Below are 24,575 nucleotides of genomic sequence, written 5' to 3'. Positions count from 1 at the left end.
CGACCGGATTCCACGTGGCGAGGATATCGTCGGCGGCCGGACGGCCGTGGTGCAGCCCGTGATCGCCCTACAGCCCGATGGAACGGAGGGCGGCGAAGCCGTCCTCGGCGATCCGGCGGATCAACCCGTCGTTGACGTCTCGGTGCTCGTCGAGCAGGGCGACGTCCGACTCGGCCAGCCAGCGGAACTCGGTGTGCTTGCCGGCCTCCAGCCGGGGCCGGCTGAGGTCGCCGTCCACCCGGACCAGGAAGTCGGTCTCGACCCGGGCCAGCCCGTCGTTGGCGGTGTACCGGTATTCGCCGACCAGGCCGAGCACGTGCGACACCGCCCAGCCGGTCTCCTCGGCGACCTCGCGACGCAACGCGTCGTCGATCTCCTCGCCGGGTTCGAGGTGGCCGCCGACGATGTCCCAGCAGTTGGGGAAGATGCGCCGCTCGGGGGATCGGCGCTGGATGAAGATGCGGCCGTCGTCGTCGACGATCAGCGCGCCGGCACAGCGGAGGGGCTCGGTGGGCACCCTCCGACAGTAGCCATCCGCACCGGTTCCGGCGATGCCCGTTCTTGTCCCGGTACGCATCGATGGCCCACCATGTCCGTACCCAGTCGCCGTCCCACAGGAGTGATGTGTGATGCAGGTTCGGGAAGCGATGTCCAGTGAGGTTCTCGTGGTCGGCCCGGAGCACACGCTCCGCCAGGCGGCCCGGATGATGTCGGCCCGCGGTGTCGGGTCGGCGGTCGTGATCGACCCGGACTCCGAAGGGGTCGGGATCATGACCGAGCGCGACGTGCTGAAGGCGATCGGCGCCGGGCTCGACCCGGACGTCGAGCGCACCGGTGCCCACCTGACCTGGGACGTGGTCTACGCCGGCCCGGACTGGACGGTGGAGGAGGCGGCCGCGGCGATGGCCCGGGGCGGATTCCGTCACCTGGTCGTGCTCGACGGCCGGGAGGTCGCCGGGGTGATCTCGGTGCGGGACCTGATGCGGGTGTGGGCGCGGGAGCACGCGCCGACCGGGACCTGATCCGGCCCGGAACGGGCGATGGCCCGGCCGATACCGGCCGGGCCATCGTCGCTTTGCGGTGCTGTCAGGTCGTGTCCGCCCCGGTCAGGGGCCGACGAAGACCGCGGTGCCGCGCCAGTCCACGTTGTCCACGCCGGGACCGCTGCGGACCGTCGCGGAGCCGGTCGGCACGCCGTCCGACCACGCCATCGAGGACAGGTTGCCGGTGGTCCGGGAGACGACGTAGAGGTTGTCGCCGTCCAGGAACAGACCGCCCGCGTCGGCGAACGCCGTGGTGCCGGCAACCGTGGCCCGCTCCGCGCCGACCGTGCCGGTGTCCGGCGTGAACCAGCGCCAGAACAGGGTGCTCTGACCGGCCAGCGAGTAGTAGAGCCGGCCGCTCTTGTAGAACATCGCGGTCACGTTCGGCAGCTCGGCGGCGAAGTTGACCGTCATGCCGGCGTACGTCTGGCCCTCCGGCGCGGAGCCGGTGATGACCGTGTCCCACTTCGCGTCGTGGTAGGGGTCCAGCTTCTTCGGGCTGCCGAACTCGGCACCGTCGAAGGAGCGCTTGTAGAGGTCGCCACCGACGCCGTAGAACAGGTCACCGCCGACCCAGAACGCGCCCTTGACGGTGGACCAGCGGGTGTCGTCCGGGTTCGCCACCGACATCGCGTTGCCGACCGTGGTCGCGCCGTCGTACGACCGCTTGGTGATGCTGTCCACCGTGGTGGCCGGCGGCACCGGCGGGAGCTTCACGATCTCGATGCCCTGCACCAGCGGGTTCTCCAGGACCCGACCGAAGTCGATGTCGATGTTGCCGTCGCTGGTGATCGGGAACGCCCGCATGGTGCCCTTGTTGGTGGCGCCGATCGCGGCGATCGGGTCGAAGCTGTTCAGCTTGAGCACACCGTCGATGCTCACGTTGAACTTGCGCTTGCCCGCGGTGGCGGTGCCGGCGTACCGGTTGGCCAGGTAGAGGCGCACCTGCACCGGCGTGCCGGCCGGGACCGGGAAGTCCCACTGCATGTCCGGCGTGGGCGTCTGGTCCCACCGCTCGCTGTTGAACAGCTCGACCGGGGTGCCGGCCGGAACGGTGGCGTCGACCGAGGCGTTCGTGGGGTACGTCGTGACCGTGCTGCCGTCGTTGTGCAGGCTGCTCGGCGCGGCCAGGGTGTCCGCGGCCCAGGCCGGGCCGTTCGCGCCGGCCAGCTGGTCGCCGCCGGCGTTCACCCGGTAGAGCACGTCCGAGGCGTCCGGCGTCGGGGCGGTCTTGACCACCTCGATGCCCTGGATGAGCGGGTTCTCCAGCACGCGGCCGAAGTCGATGTCGACCACGCCGTCGCTGACCAGCGAGAAGGACCGCATGGTGCCGCGGTCGGTGCCACCGGCGGAGGCGACCGGGTCGAAGTCGTTCAGCTTGAGCACGCCGTCGATGGTGACGTCGAGCTTGCGCTTGCCCACGGTGGCGGTGCCGGTGTACCGGTTGGCCAGGTAGAGGCGGACGTCGACCCGGGTGCCGGCCGCGACCGGGATGTCCCACTGCATGTCCGGGGCGGTCGTCTGGTCCCACCGCTCGGTGTTGAACAGCGTCGCCGGGGTGCTCGCCGGCACGGTGCTGTCGAACGTGGCGTTGGTGGGGTACGCCTTCGCGCTGCTGCCGCTGTTGTGGTTCGGGCTCGGCGCGGCGTCGGTGTCGGCCGCCCAGTCCGGGCCGCCGTCGGTCGCCGGGATGGCCGGGCCACCCGCGTTGACCCGGTAGAGGACCTCGGTCTGCGCCGCCCGGCCGGCCTGGTAGACGTCGCCGGGCAGGCCCTTGGTGCTGGTCGAGTGGGGCGCGTCGCCGCCGTCCAGCGGGAAGAACGCGATCTTCTTGCGCAGGTGCTCGCCGGCGCCGATGTAGTCCTGGTCGCTGCCGAGCCAGAGGCCCTGCGGGGTGACCATCATCTCGGTCACGCCGTAGCCGCGCGGGTGGCGGCCCGGGTTCCAGGACAGCGGCAGGCCGCTGGCCGGGTCGAGGGCCGCGATGCTGGCCCGCGGCACCGCGCCCGGTCCGGCCTTGTCGCGGGCGATCGGGTTGTTCGACCAGCGGAAGTGACCACCGACGTAGATGGCCTTCTCACTGATGCCGACGGAGAGGAAGGTGTCGCCGCCGCTGAAGTTGGTCCAGGTCGGCTGCTGGCCGCCACCGGTGGCGTCGGCCTCCCAGCGGGCGGCCGAGTCGCAGAGCGTGCCCGGGTAGGACGCGCCGGTGGTGACCACCACGAAGTACTTGCCGTCCGGGGAGAACTGGACGTCGCGGACCCACGAGTCGAACGCGGCGTACTTGCAGGCGCCGGAGTAGCCGTCCGTGTTCCAGTCGGCGACGGTGGCTCCGCTGTCGCCCAGGTTGATCCGGACGATCTGGTCGTGCACGACGCCGTCGGCCTTCTTGAAGTTGCCGATGACGACCATCTGCTTGCGGTCGGGCGAGACGGCGAGCTTCTCCGGACCCACGCCCGCCTTGGCGGTGCCGGTGCTGCCCTCGGTCCAGTTGTGGTTCTCGGTCAGGTTGGTGGTCAGGTAGTCGTCCACCGCACCGGTGTCGGCGTCGATGGAGGCCAGGCCGCCGCGGTTCACGCCGGTGCCCGCGGTGGTGAAGATGCCACCCACCAGCAGGCGGTCGCCGACCTTGACGATGTCGTTGACCAGACCGTTGAAGGCCGGTCCCTTGAACGTGGTGACCAGCGAGCCGTCGGCGATGTTGAGCAGCGCCAGCTTCCGACGGTTGACGCCGTTGACGGTGTTGAACGAACCCGCGATGTAGACCGTGCCGGCGGTGGGGCCGGCGACGACGGCCGAGACGTCGCCGTCGATGACGGGCGCGAACGCGGGGTCGACGATGCCGGTGGCCTTGTCGAAGGAGAGCAGCTTGGTGCGCGGGATGTCCTGGGACTTGTCGCGGTTACGCACCTCGGTGAAGGACCCGCCCGCGATCACCTTGCTGCCGGCGTCGTAGATGGCGTAGACCGCGCCGTCCTTGATGTTCGGCGTGGTGGTGGCGGGGGTGCTGCTGACCATGGTGCTGTGGTCCGGTGCGGCCAGCGCGGGGCTGGCCGACAGCACACCACCGACACCGAGGAAGGCGGCGGTGACCAGCGCGAATGATCGGCGCGTGGTCGCGGGAAGATTTAGCACGGGCAGCTCCGGAGGAGTGACGGAGAACGAGGTGGCCGGCCCGGCCGATCGGGCGAGGGGTGCAGGGGTCGCCGATCGGGGGCGCACGGCCGGTTGACGCGTGATGGGCACACACTTCCGCATTTCAGCTATGGCGTCCACCCCGGATGACCTTTATACCCGTCCACACGACCTGACGGATACCGGGAGAGGCGAACCGGCCACACGAACGGTGGAGGTCAGTTCACCGGGCCCCCCGGCGTGGCCGTCGGCGCGGGCGCCGAGAAGTACGGGTCCCCGGCCAACTCGCGGTACGCGGCCAGACCCTCCGGGTCGTCGTCGAAGGTGCTGTCGTACGTGGTGCCCTTGGTCTGCTTGGCCGAGAAGTAGACCACCGCCTTGATCTGCGGGTGCTGCTTGATGTAGGTGCGCGCCTCCCGCAGCCACGCCGCCCGCTGGCCCGGCCCGCCGTCGTGGGTGACGCCGAACTCGCCGATCAGCACCGGTCGCGGCCGCTGTCGGGCGAAGGCCATGAAGGTGTCCATCTGCTCGGCGAAGCCGTCGTAGTCCTTGCCCGGGTAGACGTCCGTGCACAGCCAGTCGACCTGGTCGTCACCCGGGTAGTAGGCGGCGGCGTTACGGCTGGAGTCCACGAAGCCGAGCACGTGCGGGCACCACACCCAGCCGGCGTTCGTCGCCCCCTCCTCCGTGAAGATGGCCCGGATGTGCTTCCACGCGGCCACGTAGTCCTCGGGCGACCGGACGCTCTGGCGCAGGTTGGGCCGGTCCATCTCCCACCGCCACCGCAGCAGCACCGGAACCCCGAAGTCCTTGATCTTCTTGGCCCGCTGCCGGATCAGCTGGTCGTACACGCCGTCGGTGATCGACCGGGTGTCCGCGCCGGACCAGGAGATCATCTGCAGCATCTGGGCGGCCTGGAACGCGTTCTCGGTCGGGCCGGGGAAGTCGTCCTCCCACTCGTGGAACATGTGCGCCAGCGTCACCTTGCCGCCGGTCTGCTCACCGAAGGCGGTGAGGGCGCTGACCCGACCGTCGGGCGTCTGCCAGGTCGGCTTCACCCAGGCGCCGAGCCAGGCGCCCTGCGCCGGCATCTCCGGGCCCCGCCCGGTGGTCTCCAGGCCGCCCACCGGCCGGGGCTTCACCGGCGCGGTCTGACCGCCGGTCGACGGGGCCGGGGTGAGGGGCGCGGGCGCCTCCCGCTGACAGGCGGTCAGGGCGAGTGTCGCTCCGATCAGGAGCGCCGCCGAACTGCGGACCCACTTCATGATTGCCGTGCCTCCCCGTGTTGGTGCCACCGGCCGGGCCGGTGATCGATGTCGTGTGGAGTCGCCGGTCATCGCCCCCGGTGGCGCCGCAGCGCCCGCAGGGCGTCGAGCTGGAGCACGCCACGGAGCCGCCAGACCGCCGCGGCGTAGCCGGCGCCGCCCAGTGCGGCGACCACCAGCAGGGACGCCATACCCGGATCGGTGACCGCGTGCAGCGCCAACGACGGCGCACCGAAGCAGGCCAGCGCCAGCCCGGCGGCGGTGAGCGTGCCCGGCCCGAACGGATGCAGCCGGAACGCGCGGTGCAGCTGGACCAGCGGCACCAGATTGGTGATCAGGATGGACGCGGACCAGGCGATCGCCGCACCCATGACGCCGTAGCGCGGGATGAGCAGCACGTTGGCGACCACGTTGACCACCGTGCCGGAGAGCGCGTTGTAGAACGTCCAGGCCGTCTTCCCGGCCATGTTCAGCACGGTGTCGACCATGCCGCAGCCGGTGGCGACCAGCATCGTCAGGGCCAGGTAGACGGTGACCGTCCGCCCGGCGTCGTAACCGGAGCCGAACAGGGACAGCATGGGCTCGGCGAACGAGGCGAACAGCAGGTAGGCGGGCCAGGCCAGCAGCACCAGCCACGCGGTCGCGGCCTGGTACAGCCGGCCGGCCGCGGCCCGGTCGTCCCGGGCCAGATGCTCCGCCAGCCGGTGCTGGACGGCGGTCGACAGGGCCTGACCGGAGAGCTGACCGAGGGTCAGGAACCGGGTGGCCGCCGTGTAGAGCGCCGCCTCGGACAGCCCGCGCAGCGCGCCCAGCAGGACGATGTCGAGCCGTTGCACCACCATCTGGGCGAGCCCGCTCAACGCGCGCGGCCCGCTGTACCGCCAGTACGGGACGAACTCCTCCCGCCAGCTCACCGGCCGCGGCGCGTCCGGGCCGGCCGAGCGTTCCGCCCGCCGGACCAGGCGGGTCAGCCAGAACACGGCGGCGAGCGCGGCCGGCACGTACGGCAGCGCCCACGCCAGCGGCAGCGCCGTGGTGGCGGAGAGGCCGAGCACGGCGACCACCAGCACGGCGAGGAACTGGAGCAGGGTGCGTCCGAGCCGCTCGATGAGCAGCAGCGGACGCATCTTGCCGAAGCCCCGGCAGGCGGACAGCGTGAAGTCGCAGAGCGCGGCCACCGGGACGAAGAGCAGCAGCGCGCGCAGCGCGGGCACCGCGCCCGGCACCGGCTCGGCGAAGGTCAGCTCGACGATCCGCGGGGTGAACAGCCAGCCGACCGTCGTGAGCAGAACGCCCATGACCAGCAGCGGAAGCAGCCCGGCCAGAACCGAGGCCCGGATCCGCTCCGGCTGCCCCAGCGTCCGGTAGCGGCTGATGAAGTAGACGGAGCCGATGCCCGTGCCGAGGCGGGCGGCCGCGTACGCGATCATGAAGGCGCTGGTCGCGGCGAAGAACAGACCCGCGTCCGCCATCGACCAGCCACGGGTGACCACGATGTTCAGCCCGAAGCCGGCGACCGCCGCCACCGCCACGCCGAGCAGGTTCAGCACCCCGTGCCGGGCGGCCCCGCCCAGCTCGGCGCCCCCCGCCGGTCGGGTGGGAGTTACCGTCGCCACGACGGTACGCGTCCCCACCAGGCGGCGAGCCGTTCGTCGTACGGCGTGAAGTGCGCCTCCAACCGGGCGCGCAGCTCCGGGTCCATCGCCGAGCGGGACCGCGAGTTGTGCTTGCCGAACGAGATGTCCGCCCAGTGCGGCAGGCCGAGGAAGTCGCAGACCCCGTCGAAGGCCGGCCGCGGGTCGGCGAAGAAGTCGTCGGCGTCGATCACGTGCAGCCGGTCCCGCCCGAAGATCGACTCGAGTCGCTCCAGCTGCTCGACGTACTGCCCCCGGGTCAGGTAGGCGTTGTGCTGGTAGTGGTGGCTGTGCGCGGTCGGGTCGGCGAGCAGGCGCTCCCGCTCGCCGGCGATGCGGCTCTGCTCCAGTTCGAGCGCCCGCTCGAACGTCTCCGACTCGAAGCCCCGGGCCGACTCGTGCGCGTGCGCCGAGTACGCCCGCTCCACCGGGTCGCGCAGCAGCACCAGCAGCCGGACCTCGGGCAGGTCTGCGGCGATCCGCTCGCCGGCCAGCGGGTGGAACATGTAGTACGGGCTCGACTCGCCGGTCACCCCGCGCACACCGAGCTGCGCGCGTACCGCCTCGGCCCGGCGGTTCGTCGGGAAGTGCCCGAGGTACCAGTCCATGCCCCGGTCGTAACCGGTGTCGAAGTAGTGGACGCCCTTGTGGTAGACCGCCGGCAGCACGCCCGGGTGCTGGGAGAGCGTCTTGAACAGCGACGTCGTGCCGCACCGCTGGGCGCCCACGATCAGGAAGTCGGGGGTCATCCGCGAGTTCGCCGTCCACCGACCGACCGTCCGCGTCACCGACCGCACGGCCCGTCGGGCCTTGGCCTTGGCCAGCGTCATCTCAGCACTCCTCCCGCACCCGGCCGGGTCGCCAGGTGATCCTCCACCGCCGGCAACAGCCAGGCGGCCACGTGTCCCAGCCGGGCGCCGGCCTCGGCCTGTCGGTCGCGCAGGTAGCGCGCGGCCAGCTCGACCAGGTAGAGCACCGCCACCAGGTCCTCGGTGCCGGCCGGCGGCGCGAACGGGGCGAGCGTGCCCGCCGCCCCGCCCAGCAGCTCGCGGGCCGCCGTCGTCGGCTCCACCCCGGCCTTGGTGATCGCCGTCTGGAGCCGTCGGTGCAGCGCGTCGTAGCCGACCGGCACGCCCGCCGCGAACCGCTCCCAGTCCCAGACGAGCATCCGTCCGTCGGCCAGCGCCGCGCTGTTGCCGCCGTTCCAGTCGCCGTGCCAGGCGCCGAGGTCGAGCGTCGGGTCGAGCCCGACGACGGTGGCCAGGACCGCGCGCAGCCGCGCGGTCTCCGGCCGGTCACCCAGCGCCTCGACCTCGGCGGCGAGACGGTCGGCGTAGCCGCTGCCCGCGAGGGGCCGGCGGTCGACGCCGAGGCAGCGGCCGACCGCCACCATCGCCTCGCGTTCCCGCTCGGCGGCCGCCGCCGGCGTCGCCCGGGGCAGCCCCACGGGAAGCGCGCTCTGCACGAGCAGGGCGTGCGGGCCCCAGGCGCCGTGGTGCAACACGTCGGCCACCACGATCCCGGGCAGGTCGACGGTGGCGAGCCGGCGCAGGACCTCGGCCTCCGCGTCGACCAGGCCGCGGGTGAGCGGGTCCACGCCCAGCTTGGCGTACCCCAACGGTCGGCCGTGGTCGTCGAGCAGCTGGATCACCGGCTTGCGGTTGGCGCGGGCCGGACCGATGTGCACGCTCAGCAACGCCGGGCGGCCGAGCACCTCGGCCAGGTGCTCCTCCAGCGTTCCGCCGGTCGCCCCGACCTGGAGACGGTCCCGGAAGGCGAGCCGGCCGAGACCGGTGCGGAAGGCGGTGGCCAGCAGCGACCGGCGCAGCCGGGCCTTCGTACCCACCGCCTCCGTCGAGTGCCGCACCGCGCTGGCCGCGGCCCGCCGCGAGCCGGCGGGCACCAGCAGCCGGGGTCGCGCGGCCGAGGGCACCACGGCGTAGCCGGCGCCGCCGCGGCGCAGCGTCGGGCCGGCCGGTTCCGGCCAGACCACGGCCGCCAGCTCGGGCAGGTACGCCGCGCGCGCGTCATCGACTCGTGGGGTTGCGGTCATCAGCGGGTCCGTTCCCGTCGGTTGGTCGGCACGGCGGACGCCGCCGCGGCCAGCGCCTCCCGGCGCAGCGTCCGGAGGTGCCAGTCGTTGCGGGCCAGCACCGCCACGCTGATCAGGCCGTACGCCAGCGTGGTGTTCAGGGCGCCGTAGAGGAACTGGAAGAACAGCATCAGGATCAGCACCGCGCTGCCGGCGATGCCGATGGCGGTATGGTCGCGCCGGAACCGCCACAGGCACCAGAGGAAGAACGCGCTGTAGCAGAACGCGCCGACCCAGCCCTGGCCCACGAGCAGGTTCCAGACCTGCCCGTTGCTGCCCAGCTCCCGGTTGCCGCACTGCTGGCAGTCGGCCGACTTGCCGATCGCGATGGACCGGTTGCTGCCGATCAGCGCCCGGTTGGCGCCGTAACCCAGCACCGGTGAGTGGTTGGCCGCCTCGACGGCCCCGTTGGACAGGGTGGCCCGGATCTCGTCACTGTGCCCGTTCTGCATCCGCTCGTCGAGCAGCCCGCCCAGCGGCGAGGCCAGCACCAGCACCCCGGCCAGCGCGGTGGCCAGCGCCATGCCGGCGAGGACGGCGATCCGGCCGCGCAGCGCCAGCCGCAGGGCGACGTAGACGGCGGCGATCACCAGCCCGATCCAGAGACCGCGGTTGAGGGAGAACACGATCGGGAAGATCGCGGCGGCCACCAGGAGGTATCCACCGAGCCGGCGCAGCCCCCGGCCGTACACCACCCAGCCGACGAGGAACCAGATGAGCAGGATGCCCATGTTCTCGCCCCAGGTGTTCGTGTATTCGAAGGGGGCGGCCGGACGCGGGGAACTGGCCTCGCCCTCCAGCACCTCCTGCACCTGGGCCACCTCGACGTGCATGAGCCGGTTGACGAACGGCTCCTTGGCGATGACGTCGGGCAGGATGTAGTTGAGCGGGGCGGTGAACTTCAGGTCGGGCAGCAGCGCGCCGACGTAGCCGCCGATCACGGTGACCACGGCCAGGAACCCGAACAGCCGCAGCATCCGGATCCGCGGCAGTTCCTTCTCGCTCAGGTTGAGCACGTAGAGCATCGTGATGGTCAGCGCCGTGTAGTTCATCACCCGGATGCCCCAGCCGATGTACCGGCCGAAACCGTCCGGGGCCAGCGTGTTCGGCGCGGTGACGTCCAGCATCAGCCCGGAGAGCACCACCCAGGCGAGCAGGATCAGCCAGAACCCGAAGCCGGGGGGCACCCGGATGTGGTCGCGCCGACGCAGTTGGAACGCCATCGGCACGGCGAGGATGGCGAAGATGAACGACGGCAGGCCGAGCGCCCACCACACCGGGTAGAGCACGAACAGCGCGATCAGCGGCCACGCGGTGGGCAGACCTCGGCGTCCGGCGGCGCGTACGCCGGCCGGCGCCCCCGTCGGCACCGGATCACTCGGCACCGGCTCCGGCCGCGAGGGCTGGAGCGGGACGAGCGTCTTCATGTGACCGCTACCCGGGCCGTCATCGGCGCGTAGACGATCCAGGTGGTGCCCGGCTGCGGGCGGACCTGGTAACCGGCCAGGTCGGTGACGTTGCAGACGAGCTTCTGCCCGGGCTTGCTCCACTGCGCCTTGGCGCTCGACGGCCCGGACACGATCAGGGCCGCGCCCTTGCCGTAGACGTTGGCGCTCGGCAGGGAGCGGGGGCTGGGCTTGCGGACGGTGAGCGTCCGGTATTCCATCGTGAGCACGACAATCGAGGCGGCGGTCACGGTGGTCTTCCCGACCCGTCCCGACCACTGCTGCTTCGCCTGGTCGTAGGTCCAGGTCTGGGTGCGGTGACCGGACACCGAGACGGTGAGCTTCCCGGCGGGTGTCACGTCCCGGGTGGCCAGCGGCGTGCCCGTGGTCGCGTAGTCGAACAGCGGCGCCGGTGCGGCGCCGCCCTTCGGCGCGGTGGCCCGCAGTGCCGTCGTGGAGGTGTTTCCGCCCGGGAACGCGGAGCTGCGCTGCGCCGGCGTCACGCCGCTGAGGTCGGCGGCCTTGAGCTGGCTGACGAAACCGGTGGGACCACCGTCGTAGCCGAGCCAGGGGCGGAGCACGCCGACACTGCGGATGTCGACCGGGCGGATCTCGGCGACCGGGCCGATCTTCGCGGCGTCGCGGGACTGGTAGACCGCGCTCAGGTGCAGGCTGCCCGACTCGGCGAACTCCTGGTAGACCAGGTCCGCCGCGTCGAGGCCGGTCGCGGTGCCGGACTCGCTCACCCGGATAGGCACCGCCAGCGCCTGCCGCGCCTCCACGCCCGGCTGGGTCAGCGGCTGCCCGGAGAGCGGCCCCGCCGGCAGGCTGGGCGTCGGGCTGGGCTTCGGCGCCGGGGTGCCCGGGTCGACCAGGTCGGTCGCACCCGGAGGCGGCGGGTCGCTGCACGCGGCACCCAGCGCGACGACCAGCACCCCGACGGCCGACGCCACGACAGACCGTCGGAGCCTCACTCCTGGTCCTCCACCGGGTCGAAGGCCATCGAGAGCCGGCCCTGGCCGTCGACACCGTCGATGTCGCGCTTCGAGCGGTAGACGGTGGACGGCGGCTGCCGGACCGCGCCGCCGGCCTGGACCGGTGCGGGCGGGCCGGGCTTGGCGGCGGGCACGGCGCTCGGGGCCGGGTTCGGGGTCGGCTTGCGGGGGCCCGGGGCCGGCTTGCGCGGGGCGGAACCACCGGTCGACGAGCCGACCGGCCGGGGCAGGATCATCGTGCTGTCGCTCGTCGGCTGGCCACCCGGGCGGAAGACGGGCTCCGGGCGCGGGCGGGGCGACGGTCGCCTGTCGTCCCGCTGGTTGTCACCCGTGGACGGGGCGCCGGCGGCTGGGCCGCCGGCCTGCTCCGGCAGGCGGGGCGCCATCACGCTGCCGAGCACCGGCGCGTCCACCTGCTCGAACTGCTGCAGGGCGGCGGTGATCTCGCTGGTCCGGGTCCGCCCGCTCTCGATCACGAGGATCACGCCGTCGACGTGCCGGGCCAGGGCCTGCGCCTCGACGGCCTGGGTGGGCCGGGCGGTCTCGATCAGCACGTGGTCGAAGCGGTCGGCGAGCTCGTCGAGGATCCCCAGCATGGTGGCGACCGGCAGCTCCACGTCGGTGTCCAGCTCGCCGGGCAGCAGGGCGCGCAGCGTGTTCAGCCCGGGGGCGGGGGTGAGCGCGGCGAGCGCGCCGACGTCGTGCCGCAGCACGTCGGCGAGGGTGTGCCGCGGCTTCGCCCCGCCGAACATGGCGGTCAGCGGCGAGTCGGGCCGGGTGGTGACGATCGCGACCTGGGCGCCGGTGCGGGCGTAGGCGGCGGCCAGGTTGCCGGCGACGAAACCGGCCACCGGACCGGGCGAGGTGTCGGTGAGCAGCAGCTGGCGGCCGCGCCCCGGCCGGGGCTCCGACATGATCGAGAGCAGCACGTTGCGCAGCCGGCCCAACTCACGCGAGACCCGGTGGGTGGGCGGCAGGATGCTCAGCGACGGCGCGCGCAGCGGCAGCTCCAGCAGCGTCGCCAGGCCCGTGCGGGCGGTCACGTCGCGGCCCCGCCGGACCCGGGTGTCGAGCCGGTCCAGGACCAGGGCGAGCACGATGCCGAAGAGCAGCCCGGCGCCCATCCCGCTGGCCAGGTTGAGCGTGCGGTTCGGCGAACTGGGCTTCCGGGGCAGGGCCGCGTCGGAGATGATCTGGCCGGCGTCGGGCGCGTTGTCCTGCAGGGGGCTGAGCCGCTCGTTGAGTCGGGTCAGCTGGTTGGTGAGGACCTGCTTGCTGGCCTCGGCCTGGGCCCGGGCGGCGGAGTTGGCCGGCGCCGCGGCGATCTTGCCGACGGCCGCGGTCAGCTGCTTGTTGACCTCGGCGATCTGCTGGTTGATCGAGGTGATCTCGTTCTCCACCGCCTTGGCCGCCGTGGCGAGCCGCAGGTCGAGGTACGCCTGCGCGAACGAGTGCGAGCCGTTCTGCGCCGCCTGCGGCGTGGTGCCCTCGTACGCGATCTGGAGCACCTGGCTGTTCGGCGGCACGGTGACCGACAGCGACCGCACCAGGTCCTCGTTGCTGGTGCTGGTCTTCAGCAGGGCGCGGGCCCGCTCGGCCACCACCAGGGAACGGACCACCTGCGCCTCGGTGTCGAGGTTGACCTTGCTGCCCGGCACCGCGTCGGGGCCGACCTGGCGCACCAGCACCGACGTGGTGGAGGTGTAGGTGGGCGTCTGCAGCTTGGTGACGAGCAGACCCGATCCGATGCCGAGCAGGGCCGCGAGCGCGAGGATCCACCATCGGCGGCGGAGCCACTCGAGGTAGGACATCAGCGTGGGCCCGTCCGCGTCGTGCTGCACATCGGGGCGGTGAGGTGAGGGCATCGGAGTGTGTCGCTCCCTTTCGACCGGACCGGCCAGTCAGCCGTGGGACGTCCGCGCCACGGTGAATTCTGAGTCTCCCTGATCGGAGCGGAGAGTGGAAGTCGCCGAGGGTCCGCCACTTCTGCCCGGAGGGTGCCGGGACGATAATGCACTGGTGCGCTTCTGCTATCACATCCAGAGTCACCGTTCGCCCGACCAGCTGACCAGGCTGGTGCATGCGGTGAAGCGGTACAGTCCGGACAGTATCGTGCACATCAGCCATGACGTGAACGGGGCTCCGCTCGACCTCTCCGAGCTGCGCACACTACGCGACGTGACGGTTCAGTACCACGAGGGTGGTTACGGCGACTTCAGTCACGTCGATCGCTACATGGCGGCCGTGGACTGGCTGAACGGTGAGGGTGTCCAGGTCGACTGGTTGGTGAACATCACCGGTCAGGACTACCCCATCCGTCCGCTCGACCAGGCGGAGGCCGAGCTGATCGGCTCCGGCGCCGACGGGTTCATGGAGTACTGGGACGCGTTCGGCCCGGAGAGCCACTGGCCGCAACGTCGGGTCCGCTCCCGCTACCACTTCCAGCACCGTCGGCTGCGCGGGCTCAGCCCGCGGGCCAAGAAGCTGCTCCGGCCGGTGCAGGCGGTCAACCGGATCCAGCCGCTGATGCGGGTGCACGTGTCGTACGGGCTGGTGGTGGGTCGGCGGGCCCGCACCCCGTTCGGACCCGACCTGCGGCTGCACGGCGGGTCGGCGTTCTCGTCGTTGACCTGGCCCGTGGTGGCCTACCTGCGGGAATACTTCGACCGGCGGCCGGACGTGGTCGACTACTTCCGGCACTGCCTCTCGCCGGTGGAGGCGGTCTTCCAGACCATCGTGTGCAGCGCGGACCGGTTCAACCTGGTGCCCGACTGCAAGCGCTACTTCGACTTCCGGAACAGCACGTTCAACCACCCGAAGTCGCTCACTGCCGACGACCTGCCCCGGGCGTTGGCCAGCGGTGCTCACTTCGCCCGCAAGTTCGACTACGAGCGCAACCCGGAGCTGCTCGACGTCCTCGACGCCCACCTGGCCGCGGCGGCGACCCCGAGGGCCTGACCGGTTCCGGCGGGCCGGTGACCGGCCCGCCGGACCGGCCGCTCAGCGGTAGTCGTACCGCCGACGCAGCGGCCAGGTCATCGCACCGACCATCCGGCGGCGGCCGGGCGCGTACTCACGACGCCACTTCTCGTCGAGGCTGAGCGCGATCGGCCCGGTGCGCATCCGGATCCGTCCGCCGGCCACCGCGTGCGACCCGGCCTGCTCGAACTCGGTGCCGTGCAGGAACGACAGCGGGTCGACCTGGCCGGTCACGTCGGCCGTCAGGGCGGCGATCCGGCCCAGCTCCGTCCGTGGGTCGCGGACCAGGTCCTCGTACCGGACGACCACCCGCGGGACGCCGGACCGGGCGAGCGACGAGATCATCGCGTTGACGGTGACCCACCGCCGCGCGGTCAGCCGGGCCGAGCGCTGGTTCATCCGGCCCTTGGTGGAGGTGCCCTCGGGCAGCTCGACGAGCTGGCTCCAGGAGTAGGCCACCCCGCGCGGGTCGCGGAGGATGTGCACCAGCCGCAGGTCGATCTCCGGCGCGCGGGCCAGGATGTACGCCAGCGAGGGGCGCTTGGTCGAGTCGACCACCACCTTGGCGCCGGACACCTCGGCGATCGCCCGGTAGAGCTTCGTGATCAGGGTCGTGTAGCGCTCCAGGTCCTGCCGGAAGCCCGGCACGACCCGGGCCCCCTTGATCATCGGAACCTTGCCGGTGGCGTCGACCCGGCGTTGCAGGGCGCGGACCTCCTGCACGTCGATGTTCGCCCAACCGCCGTACGCGCGTCGGCCGACCTCACCCCAGAACGGGCACTCGTCGAAGTGCTCCCCGCAGGCGCAGCGGAAGTTCCGTTCCACCCCGGACTGCCACAGGTAGAACAGCTCGCCGACGTCGCAGTGGTCGACGAACTGGCCGAGCATCAGGTCGAGCAGGGTGGAACCGCTGCGCGGCATCCCGCAGACGTAGAGCACCGTCACCCGGTCGGTGCCGGACGGAGCGCCCGCCCCGGAACCGTCCGCTGCCGCAGGCTGCTGGGCCGTCATCGATCGCTTCTCCTCGTCCCCGGTGGATGTCAAGCGGCAGTGTAGGCGCGATCGGAGGAGCCGGGGATTGGCGGAATGCGTGAAGGAATCCGGCCGGCAGGACGTGAATCGTGACTCCCACTTCTGTTCCGCGTGCGGTGCCGTTAGATTGTTCCGGCGCTCAGCTGACCGTCCCACGGAAGTGGCACGGGTGTGCGGTGGGGGAGGCGGTTGGAGACGTGGAGCCCGGTGAAGTCATGCTCGTGGGTTCCAGTGGCGGGCATCTTGCCCAGCTGCTGGCGCTCGCACCCTGGTATCGCGACCGCGCTCGTTCCTGGGTGACCTTCGACACCCCGGACGCGCGCTCGCTGCTCGACGGGGAGCAGGTCGTGTGGGCACACCACCCCACCACCCGCAACGTGAAGAACCTGGCCCGGAACATGCTGCTCGCGGTCCGGACGCTCAAGCGCCGCAACGTCGACGCGGTGGTCACCACCGGTGCCGGTGTCGCGCTGCCGTTCGTCGTGGTGGCGCGGCTGCGCGGGATCCCCACCGTCTACATCGAGGTGTACGACCGGATCGACAGCCCCACGCTCACCGCCCGGCTCTGCCGTCCGTTCCTCTCGGCGATGCTGGTGCAGTGGGAGGAGCAGCGCCGCTTCTATCCCGACGGCACCGTGGTGGGGAATCTGCTGTGACCTCGTTCATCCCCCGGCAGCGGCAGACCGAACCGGAGCCGGACACCGTGCTGGCCATGGTCGGCACCGACGTGCACAGGTTCGACCGGCTGGTCGGCTGGCTGGAACGCTGGTGGACCGCGCGCGCCGACGGTCCGCGGCAGGTCCGGCTGGTCCTCCAGTACGGCAGCAGCACCCCGCCGAACCTGCCGGACGCGGTGCCGTTCCTGGCCCACGACGAGTTGCAGCGGGCGATCGCCGAGGCGAACGTCGTGGTCTGCCACGGCGGGCCGGCCACCATCACCGAGGCCCGACGCAACGGCCACCTGCCGATCGTGGTCCCGCGCGACCCCGCCCACCACGAGCACGTCGACAACCACCAGCAGCTCTTCTCCCGCCGGCTCGGCTCCGCCGGCATGGTGCGACTGGTCGAGACCGAGGCCGACCTGGTCGAGGCGCTCGACAAGGCGCTCGTCGACCCGGCGACCTTCCGCCTGGACGCCGACCCGGACCGCCCCGACCCCCGCGCCGCCGCGGCGGCGCGCGTCGGCCAGATCGTCGAGGACCTGGTACGCCAGCGTGCGTCGGGACGACGCCGGTGGTGGCGGTGACCGCGCCGGTCCGCGTGCTCTTCGTCGGCGGCCTCGGACGCAGCGGCTCCACCCTGCTGGAGCTGATCCTCGCCCAGCACCCCGACGTCTGTGCCGTGGGTGAGGTGGTGCACCTCTGGGAGCGGGCCCTCGGTGGCGACGAACGCTGCGGCTGCGGCGAGCGCTTCACGGTCTGCGGGTTCTGGCAGCAGGTCGGCGACCACGCGTTCGGCGGTTGGGACGCGGTCGACCGGGACGAGGTGCTGGCGCTCAAGGCCGAGGTCGACCGGACCCGGCACATCCCCCAGTTGGCCCGGGGCGACCTGCCGGCCGGGCAGTTGGCCGCCGTGCGCCGCTACGCCGACCTCTACACCCGCATCTACCGGGCGGCGACCGAGGTCACCGGCGCCGAGGTGGTGGTGGACTCCAGCAAGCACGCCTCGACGGCGTTCGCCCTGCGCTGGGCGCCCGATCTCGACCTGCGGGTCGTCCACCTGGTCCGGGACAGCCGGGCGGTCGCCTACTCGTGGGCCAAGCAGGTCCGCCGCCCCGAGGTGGTGGACGGCGAGGCCTACATGCCGACCTTCTCCCCGTTCACGGTGAGCAGCCTGTGGACCGCGCAGAACGCGGCGTTCCACCTGCTCGCCCAGCGGGCGCCGGTGGTCCGGCTGCGCTACGAGGACTTCACCGCCGACCCGCGCGGCACCGTGACCCGGGTGCGCCGGTTCGCCGGCCTCACCGACACCCCGGACGCGCTGCGGGTGCTCGACGAGCCGCCGGTGCCGCTGGTCCGGGCGCACAGCATCGCCGGCAACCCGCTGCGGTTCAGCGCGGGTCCGCTGAAGGTGCGCCAGGACAACGCCTGGCGGGAGAACCTGCCGACGCGCAGCCGGGCCGTGGTCAGCGCCGCGACGCTGCCGCTGCGCCTGCGCTACGGATACCTCGGCGGTGGCCGAACCAACAGCACGGAGGCGTCGTGACCGGGAGCAACCCACCGCAGGTGACCGCCGTGGTCCCCACCCGGGACCGGCCGGTGCTGCTGCGCGCCGCCCTCGACGCGATCCTGGGTCAGGACTACCCGGGCGGGATCGACGTGGTGGTCGTCTACGACCAGTCCGAGCCCGACCACACCCTCGCCGATGACCCGCGGATCCGGGTGATCACCAACAGCCGCACCCCCGGCCTCGCGGGTGCCCGCAACACCGGCATCCTCGCCGCCGAGGGTGAGCTGGTCGCGTTCTGCGACGACGACGACGAGTGGCTGCCCGGCAAGCTGGCCGCCCAGGTCGCCGCGCTGGAGGCGACCACGGACGGCGCGTTCGTCAGCTGCGGCATCCGGGTCGACTACGACGGCCGCCAGGTCGACCGCTCGTTGTCGATGAACCGCGTGCCGCTGGCGTCGCTGCTGCGCGACCGGCACACCGAACTGCACCCGTCCACGTTCCTGATCCGGCGGGACGCGCTTGTCGACGCGATCGGGCTGGTCGACGAGGAGATCCCGGGCAGCTACGCGGAGGACTACGAGTTCCTGCTCCGGGCCGCCCGGCACGCGCCGCTGGTCAACCTGACCGAGCCGTACGTGACGGTGCGCTGGCACAAGCGGTCATACTTCGCCCAGCGCTGGGAGACCATCTCCACCGCGTTGCAGTGGCTGCTGGAGCGCTACCCCGAGTTCGCCACGGTGCCGGCGGGGGAGGCCCGGGTCGCCGGGCAGATCGCGTTCGCCCAGGCCGCGATGGGCAACCGTCGGGAGGCCGTCCGCTGGGCCCGCCGCACGTTGGCCGGCAACCCGAAGGAGGCCCGCGCCTACCTGGCGCTCGCCGTGGCCAGCAAGGCCGTGGACCCCGACCGCGTCCTGCGTACGCTGCACAAGCGCGGTCGGGGCATCTGAGCCGGAGCGGTCAGGCGGACGCCGAGCACCAGGCGCGCCAGGCGTCCTTGCTGGGTTGGTCGGTGAGCCGGAAGTCTCCGCCGGACACCTTGTAGTCGTAGTAGGCCACCCAGAGCGGGCGCTGCCCGTTCAGGTAGCTGCTCATCGACCGGATCCAGGCGGCGCGGCCGGTGCCGCTGTCCCCGGCGATCCGCACGCTGCCGGTCTCGGCGAGGCCCCAGGGCTTGCCGAGCTCCTTCGACTTGCTGATCATCGGCCCGAAGACCTTGGCCGGCTCGGTGTAGCGGTTGTACTTGCCGCCGCTGTTGTAGCAGTCCCAGCCGAGCACGTCGACGACGTCGCCGCCGGGGTAGTAGTCGGTGAAGCTGCGCCGGGAGTTCGGGTTCAGCGTCCAGCACATGAGGATCAGCGTCGCCCGCAGCCGCGGGTTCTGGGCCCGGTCGGCGAGGCCGGCCACCCGGCGCCAGGCGGCCCGGAACTGGGCGGTGGTGTAGTTGCCGCTCTCCACGTCGTTCTCCGGCTCGTGGAAGTACGACCAGTAGACGTCGTGGTCGCGCGGGATCGAGGCGAACCACTGCGTCAGCCGGGCGTCGTGCTTGCCGGCGGCGACCTCCGCCGGCGGCGCCTTGAAGGACACCACCACGGTCCGGTCGACCACGTCGGCGCGGCTGCCCGACCAGGCGGGCGGCAGACCCGGGTAGAACACCCGGACCATCCGCAACGGGCCGTAGGTGCGGTCGGAACGGGCCACGCCGGCGCTGAAGCTCTCGCCGCCGACCAGGTGGATGCTCGCCCCGGGCAGGGTGGCCCGCGGCGCCGGGAACGGCTGGAAGCCGGGCTTGGCCGACGGGGACTGGCCGGGCGAGAGGCTCGGGTTGGCGCCGAGCCCGGCGACCCCACCGGTCGGACGGGCGGACAGGGACGCGGCCCCGCCGGGCGTGGTCGCGATGCTTCCCGGCCCGTTCGCCTCCGGGGCCGGCTGCCGTGCGGGCTCCCGCTCCTGCGTGACCGCGACGGCGACCGTCGTGCTGAGCAGGACGACGGTCGCGGTGACGGCGACGAGCCAGCCGCGCCGGTAGAGGCGGCGTGGCCGCCGGCCCGGGGGTGGGGTCGGGGCCGGGTGGGCATCGCGAACGGGTGCGATTGACGGGCCGGGTCCCATGATCCTCCTCCGGATCGGCGTGTCAGCTGTCTCCCGGCTCAGCACCGGCGTCACCGCATAGTGCAACGAGCGAGGCGGCGGGTCGGTGCGGTGCCGTCACAGCAACCGGTCGATGGCCTTCAGCAGCTGCTCGGCCTGCTCGGGCCGGCAGACGAGCAGGTCGGGCAGGCGGGGGTTGGCGGCGTTGTAGCGCAGCGGTGACCCGTCGATCCGGGACGCGTGCATCCCCGCCCCGAGCGCGACCGCCACCGGGGCGGCGGAGTCCCACTCGTACTGCCCGCCGGCGTGCACGTACGCGTCGGCCTGGCCGGTCACCACCGCGCAGACCTTGACGCCGGCGGAGCCCATCGGCACCGCCTCCGCGCCGAGGTCCTCGATGAGCTGGGGGACGAACGCGGGGGGCCGGCTGCGGCTGACCGCGATCCGCAGCGGACCGTCGACCGCGGCGGGCGTCGGCTCGCCCGTGCCCAGGATCAGCGGGGTGCCGTCCGCGCCGGTCCGCGCCGGCATGCCGACGGCGCCGGCGGTCAGACCGCCGTCCGGGCCGGCCGAGCGCTCCCAGAGGGCCACGTGGACGGCCCAGTCGGTGCGCCCCTCCTCCGAGAACTCCCGGGTGCCGTCCAGCGGGTCGATGATCCACACCCGGTCGGCGTCGAGGCGGGCCGCCCGGTCGCCGGTGGAGAAGTCCTGTCGGGAGTCCGCCTGCTCCTCGGAGAGCACCGCGTCGGTCGGCCGGTAGCGGGCCAGCGCGGCCAGCATCAGCTCGTGCGAGGCCTGGTCGCCGGCGTCCTTGAGCGCCCGCGGGTCGGCGAAGCCCTGGCCGGCGCGCAGCGCGGTCAGCGCCTCGCCGGCGCGTCCGGCCAGCCAGCGCGCGAAGGCCTGATCGTCGAGCCGATCGATGTCGTCGGACACCTTGCCATCCACCACCTTGTCTGATGTCGACGGGCGGCCGGCGGGTGCCCGCCGCCCGGACCGCACCATCTTGGCCGGTGGGGCGAGTGGACAACAAGTACGGGGGCCGAAACGGTACGCCCGGCCCACCGAGTTCTGCCCGCATGTTGAACTTCGCGTGTATGCCGGTCGGACCGCCGGATGCAGGCCCTAGGCTCTGCGCATGACCGCCGAGCAGCTGATCTCCTTCGCCCGTGGGGCTCCTTCGCTGGACATCGTCGATGTCGAGGGGCTCAAGGCCGCCGCCGTCCGCGCCTTCGACGCCGACCCCGCCGGGGTCACGGCGTACGGCACCTCCGTCGGTTACCCGCCCCTCCGCCGCTGGATCGCCGAGAAGCACGGCGTCGAGGCGGATCAGGTGCTGGTCACGAACGGCTCGCTGCAGGCCGACGCGTTCCTCTTCGACCACCTGGTCCGGCGCGGCGACGCGGTGGTCGTCGAGCGCCCCACGTACGACCGCACGCTGCTCAACCTCCAGCAGATGGGCGGCGAGGTGCACGGCGTGACCATCCAGCCGGACGGCCTCGACACCGCCGAGCTGCGCAAGCTGCTGGAGTCCGGGGTCCGGCCGAAGCTGGCCCACGTGATCCCGAACTACCAGAACCCGGCCGGCGTGACGCTCTCCCTGGAGAAGCGCCGTGAGCTGCTCGATCTCGCCGCCGAGTACGAGTTCACCATCTTCGAGGACGACCCGTACGCGGACGTCCGCTTCCGGGGCGAGCCGCTGCCGTCGATGCTGTCGATGGACAGCCGCGGCGTGGTGGTGCACGCCTCCAGCTTCACCAAGACGGTCTGCCCGGGCGTGCGGGTCGGCTACCTGGTCGGCCCGGCGGAGCTGATCGCGGCGATCGCCAAGCGGGCCACCAACCTCTACATCTCGCCGGGCATGGTGGCCCAGGCGATCGTGCACCAGTTCTGCGTCTCCGGGTCGATCGAGCAGTCGATCCGGACGGTCCGCACGGCGCTCGGCGAGCGGGCCGCGGTGCTGGCCGAGTCGCTGCGCCGGCACATCCCGGAGGCCCGGTTCGTCGAGCCGGACGGTGGCTACTTCCTCTGGGTCGAGCTGCCGGAGGACGTCGAGGTCGACCGGCTGGCGCCGGCCGCCGCCGAGCGCGGCGTCGCGGTGGTGAAGGGCAGCGACTTCATGGTCGACGGCGGCCGGCACGCGCTGCGGTTGGCCTACTCCGCCGTGACGGCGGACCGGATCGACGAGGGTGTCCGGCGGCTCGCCGAGGCGATGGCGGCGGTTCGCGGCTAGTTTTCTGTCGGGTTTTTGACAGAACGGCCCTGCTGGCCGGCTCGGCTCTCCCGCTGGGCCGGCCGGCGGCCCACAATGCTGCGAGCGCCGCTCACCTTTCCCGGTGACCGGCCCGCACGCCCCGGGCGGCAGTTCCCCGCCCCGGGCCGGGCCGGGGGCGCGCCCAGCATCACTCCCGCCCCCAAGGGGTGCCGGGTGGGCCGTGTCGCCCCTCACCCCCCTGACGCGGCCCGGCCCGCCCGGCGCCACACCGCGTGACGCCCGTCGCAGCCGCCCGTCCGGACCCGCGTCCGCCCGTGCCGCGCCCGCTCCCGATCGGCGTAACCTGCAAGCCGCAGCTTCGCGGAGAGGGGGCGAGAGATGACGGACCGGGTGGCACGCGACCGCACCGCCGGGGAGAACGGCGGCCGGGCACTCCGGCCACGCGCCTGGGCCGCCCCGGTACGCGCGATGTCCCGCATCCTCAACGCCGACGGCTCCCCGCGTACGCCCCAGCCGGCCGGCCCCGGTCGCAGCGGCATCGTCGACTGCGGGCTCTACGTCGACGGCGAGCGTCAGCCCGGCCGCCCGCAGTACGCCGAGGCCCTGGCCGCCGCCCGCCGGGAGCGGGACGGCTTCGTCTGGCTCGGCCTGCACGAGCCGGACCTGGCCGAGATGACCGAGATCGCCGCCACCTTCGGCCTGCACGAACTGGCGGTGGAGGACGCGGTCAAGGCCGAGCAGCGCCCGAAGCTGGAGCACTTCGGGGAGATCGTCTTCCTGGTGCTGCGCACCGCCCGCTACTGCGAGCACACCGAGCTGACCGAAAACTCCGAGGTGGTGGAGACCGGCCAGGTGATGCTCTTCATCGGGCCGAACTTCGTGATCAGCGTCCGGCACGGGGACGCCTGCCGGCTGTCGCCGGTCCGGGCCGACCTGGAGGCGAAGCGGGACCTGCTCCGGCAGGGGCCGTGGGCGGTCGCGTACGCGATCACCGACCGGGTGGTCGACCTCTACCTGGAGGTCGCCGACCGGCTGGAGGACGACCTCGACGTGCTGGAGGCGGACGTCTTCGACCGCCAGAGCAGCGGCCGGATCCAGCGGATCTACCAGATGAAGCGGGAGCTGGTCGAGTTCAAGCGCGCGGTGGTGCCGCTGCAGCGCCCGCTGATGACGCTCACTTCCCAGGTCAACCGCGCGGTGCCGCAGGAGGTGCGCCGCTACTTCCGGGACGTGCAGGACCACCTCAGCCGCACGGTCGAGCAGGTGAACTCCTACGACGACCTGCTCAACTCGATCCTCCAGGCCCGGCTGGCCCAGGTCACCGTCGACCAGAACAACGACATGCGCAAGATCGCCGCCTGGGCCGCGATCGGTGCGGTGTGGACGGCGATCGCCGGCATCTACGGCATGAACTTCGACAACATGCCCGAGCTGAGGTGGACGTACGGCTATCCGGGCGTGTGGGCGCTGATGCTGGCGGCGTCCTTCACGCTCTACCGCCTGTTCCGCCGCAACGGCTGGCTGTAGGCACGCCGCCGGCAACGGGAAGCGCCGGCCACGCGGGACGTACCCGCGCGCCGGCGCTGCTCCGAGAACCTGGGGTCAGCGGCGACCGCTGGCCTTCGCGGCGCTCTTGCCGTTCTGCGTGGCCTTGGTGATGTCGTCGGCCGGACGGCCGCTGACGTCCCGGGCGCCCTCGGCGACCGAGGGGACCTTGCTGTTCGGGTGGATCACCGGGTCACCGGCGGGGGCGGTGGTCGACGAGCTGCTGCCGTTGGCGACGGCGGAGCTGCCGGCGCCGGTCGGGCCGGCCTGGGTCACCTTCGCGCTCGCGTCGGGGGTCTCCACCACGATCGTGTCCACGTCCTCCCGCATCGGCTCCAGCTTGTCCTGACCGGTCGGGCCGAGCGTGCCGGTCGGGTCGTACTCGGCCCACTCCTGCTGCTCGCGGCGGCGGCGCATGGCCATCGCCCCGGCCAGGCCGGCCACGGTGCCGGCGATCAGCAGGCCGGTGGTCATGCCACGCGACCTGCGCTGCTTCTTCTTGCCCACCTTCATGTTCTTCGCCTTCTTCGTCATCGCGGACTGCTTCGCCGCCACGGCCCGGCGACCGGTCGACGCCTTGCCGGCGGCCTCGGTCCGCGCGTTGCGCACGGCGAGGACCACCGGGGCGAGAGCGGCGACGCTCGACGCGACCCCGCTGGACGCCCGGTCCCGGACCAGGACGGCGGTGGGTGCGACGGCGACCCGGGCTGCCTGGACCCGCGGACCGACAGTGGCCCCGGCGCCCTTCGCCGCGTGCGTGGCGGCCTGCCGCAGGTGACCGATGCCCTGGTTCAGCTCGGCCTTCGCGAGCTGGCCCTGGGTCTTTCGCCGCCCGATTCCAAACACGGTCCCACCTCCTGGGAGTTGTTCCTTCGTCATCCTCCACCTTCGGATGCCTCCGCATGGCCAGATCGGGCACATGGGAGGATCCGCAAGGAACT

Annotated in this window: 21 protein-coding genes; 8 read left to right on the top strand and 13 right to left on the bottom strand. The window is 72.4% G+C overall.

Annotation, left to right across the window (positions count from 1 at the left end; all coding sequences use genetic code 11):
- Positions 1 to 67: 67 nt before the first annotated feature.
- Positions 68 to 517, bottom strand: coding sequence for an NUDIX domain-containing protein (locus ACN27B_RS09030; RefSeq protein WP_422744427.1), 450 nt, complete (start codon positions 515 to 517; stop codon positions 68 to 70).
- Between the two features lie 112 nt (positions 518 to 629).
- Between ACN27B_RS09030 and ACN27B_RS09025 the strand changes: the two genes are divergently transcribed.
- Complete coding sequence (locus ACN27B_RS09025; RefSeq protein WP_091568068.1) at positions 630 to 1,022, top strand: cyclic nucleotide-binding/CBS domain-containing protein; 393 nt, start codon at positions 630 to 632, stop codon at positions 1,020 to 1,022.
- Between the two features lie 84 nt (positions 1,023 to 1,106).
- Here ACN27B_RS09025 and ACN27B_RS09020 read toward each other — a convergent pair whose 3' ends face one another.
- The 8 genes from ACN27B_RS09020 to ACN27B_RS08985 form a co-directional block, all read right to left on the bottom strand.
- The gene (locus tag ACN27B_RS09020; RefSeq protein ID WP_253866103.1) at positions 1,107 to 4,178 is read right to left on the bottom strand and encodes a malectin domain-containing carbohydrate-binding protein; all 3,072 of its coding nucleotides are present in this window, start codon (positions 4,176 to 4,178) and stop codon (positions 1,107 to 1,109) included.
- A 218-nt stretch (positions 4,179 to 4,396) separates the two neighbouring features.
- Positions 4,397 to 5,443 (bottom strand): glycoside hydrolase family 26 protein, encoded by a 1,047-nt coding sequence (locus ACN27B_RS09015; protein ID WP_099163272.1) that lies wholly within the window; start codon positions 5,441 to 5,443, stop codon positions 4,397 to 4,399.
- Between the two features lie 68 nt (positions 5,444 to 5,511).
- A complete protein-coding gene (locus ACN27B_RS09010; RefSeq protein ID WP_422744424.1) occupies positions 5,512 to 7,059 on the bottom strand; it encodes a lipopolysaccharide biosynthesis protein in 1,548 nt (515 codons plus the stop codon).
- A complete protein-coding gene (locus ACN27B_RS09005) occupies positions 7,047 to 7,907 on the bottom strand; it encodes a sulfotransferase domain-containing protein (protein ID WP_091568082.1) in 861 nt (286 codons plus the stop codon). Before ACN27B_RS09005 ends, ACN27B_RS09010 begins: the two co-directional genes overlap by 13 nt.
- Positions 7,904 to 9,130, bottom strand: coding sequence for a hypothetical protein (locus ACN27B_RS09000; RefSeq protein ID WP_099163273.1), 1,227 nt, complete (start codon positions 9,128 to 9,130; stop codon positions 7,904 to 7,906). Before ACN27B_RS09000 ends, ACN27B_RS09005 begins: the two co-directional genes overlap by 4 nt.
- A complete protein-coding gene (locus ACN27B_RS08995; protein ID WP_216642292.1) occupies positions 9,130 to 10,596 on the bottom strand; it encodes an O-antigen ligase family protein in 1,467 nt (488 codons plus the stop codon). Before ACN27B_RS08995 ends, ACN27B_RS09000 begins: the two co-directional genes overlap by 1 nt.
- Positions 10,593 to 11,567, bottom strand: a complete 975-nt coding sequence (locus ACN27B_RS08990) for a DUF3048 domain-containing protein (protein ID WP_422744421.1) — start codon at positions 11,565 to 11,567, stop codon at positions 10,593 to 10,595. The genes ACN27B_RS08995 and ACN27B_RS08990 overlap by 4 nt, the downstream gene beginning before the upstream one ends.
- 17 nt (positions 11,568 to 11,584) lie before the next feature.
- A complete protein-coding gene (locus ACN27B_RS08985; RefSeq protein ID WP_305777688.1) occupies positions 11,585 to 13,450 on the bottom strand; it encodes a Wzz/FepE/Etk N-terminal domain-containing protein in 1,866 nt (621 codons plus the stop codon).
- Positions 13,451 to 13,787: 337 nt separating this feature from the next.
- Between ACN27B_RS08985 and ACN27B_RS08980 the strand changes: the two genes are divergently transcribed.
- Entirely contained in the window at positions 13,788 to 14,567 is a 780-nt protein-coding gene (locus ACN27B_RS08980; protein WP_141561954.1) for an N-acetylglucosaminyltransferase, read from the top strand.
- A 42-nt stretch (positions 14,568 to 14,609) separates the two neighbouring features.
- Here the strand turns inward: ACN27B_RS08980 and ACN27B_RS08975 are convergent, their stop codons facing one another.
- Entirely contained in the window at positions 14,610 to 15,599 is a 990-nt protein-coding gene (locus ACN27B_RS08975) for a sulfotransferase (protein WP_091568104.1), read from the bottom strand.
- Positions 15,600 to 15,835: 236 nt separating this feature from the next.
- Between ACN27B_RS08975 and ACN27B_RS08970 the strand changes: the two genes are divergently transcribed.
- Genes ACN27B_RS08970 through ACN27B_RS08955 form a run of 4 tightly spaced genes read left to right on the top strand, consistent with a single transcriptional unit; the run spans position 15,836 to position 18,736 of the window.
- Positions 15,836 to 16,276, top strand: a complete 441-nt coding sequence (locus ACN27B_RS08970) for a UDP-N-acetylglucosamine--LPS N-acetylglucosamine transferase (RefSeq protein ID WP_099163277.1) — start codon at positions 15,836 to 15,838, stop codon at positions 16,274 to 16,276.
- Between the two features lie 56 nt (positions 16,277 to 16,332).
- On the top strand, positions 16,333 to 16,866 hold the full coding sequence (locus ACN27B_RS08965; RefSeq protein WP_098747576.1) for a glycosyltransferase: 534 nt from the start codon (positions 16,333 to 16,335) through the stop codon (positions 16,864 to 16,866).
- Positions 16,854 to 17,825, top strand: coding sequence for a sulfotransferase family protein (locus tag ACN27B_RS08960; protein WP_099163278.1), 972 nt, complete (start codon positions 16,854 to 16,856; stop codon positions 17,823 to 17,825). The genes ACN27B_RS08965 and ACN27B_RS08960 overlap by 13 nt, the downstream gene beginning before the upstream one ends.
- Complete coding sequence (locus ACN27B_RS08955) at positions 17,822 to 18,736, top strand: glycosyltransferase family 2 protein (protein WP_099163279.1); 915 nt, start codon at positions 17,822 to 17,824, stop codon at positions 18,734 to 18,736. Before ACN27B_RS08960 ends, ACN27B_RS08955 begins: the two co-directional genes overlap by 4 nt.
- 10 nt (positions 18,737 to 18,746) lie before the next feature.
- Here ACN27B_RS08955 and ACN27B_RS08950 read toward each other — a convergent pair whose 3' ends face one another.
- Together ACN27B_RS08950 and ACN27B_RS08945 are read right to left on the bottom strand one after the other, a co-directional pair.
- Entirely contained in the window at positions 18,747 to 19,898 is a 1,152-nt protein-coding gene (locus tag ACN27B_RS08950; protein ID WP_422744417.1) for a hypothetical protein, read from the bottom strand.
- 96 nt (positions 19,899 to 19,994) lie between these two features.
- Entirely contained in the window at positions 19,995 to 20,810 is an 816-nt protein-coding gene (locus tag ACN27B_RS08945) for a 3'(2'),5'-bisphosphate nucleotidase CysQ (RefSeq protein WP_371682236.1), read from the bottom strand.
- Between the two features lie 202 nt (positions 20,811 to 21,012).
- Here ACN27B_RS08945 and ACN27B_RS08940 point away from each other — a divergent pair, with 202 nt between their 5' ends.
- Entirely contained in the window at positions 21,013 to 22,107 is a 1,095-nt protein-coding gene (locus ACN27B_RS08940; protein WP_422744415.1) for a PLP-dependent aminotransferase family protein, read from the top strand.
- Positions 22,108 to 22,467: 360 nt separating this feature from the next.
- Positions 22,468 to 23,616, top strand: a complete 1,149-nt coding sequence (corA, locus tag ACN27B_RS08935) for a magnesium/cobalt transporter CorA (RefSeq protein ID WP_091568134.1) — start codon at positions 22,468 to 22,470, stop codon at positions 23,614 to 23,616.
- 75 nt (positions 23,617 to 23,691) lie between these two features.
- Here the strand turns inward: corA and ACN27B_RS08930 are convergent, their stop codons facing one another.
- Positions 23,692 to 24,513, bottom strand: a complete 822-nt coding sequence (locus tag ACN27B_RS08930; RefSeq protein ID WP_099163283.1) for a hypothetical protein — start codon at positions 24,511 to 24,513, stop codon at positions 23,692 to 23,694.
- Positions 24,514 to 24,575: the final 62 nt, after the last annotated feature.

The sequence above is a fragment of the Micromonospora sp. WMMD754 genome, assembly GCF_049315235.1.
Lineage (GTDB): Bacteria > Actinomycetota > Actinomycetes > Mycobacteriales > Micromonosporaceae > Micromonospora > Micromonospora sediminicola.
Note: the sequence above shows the minus strand (reverse complement) of the source record. Positions and strands in the feature narration are given on the sequence as shown.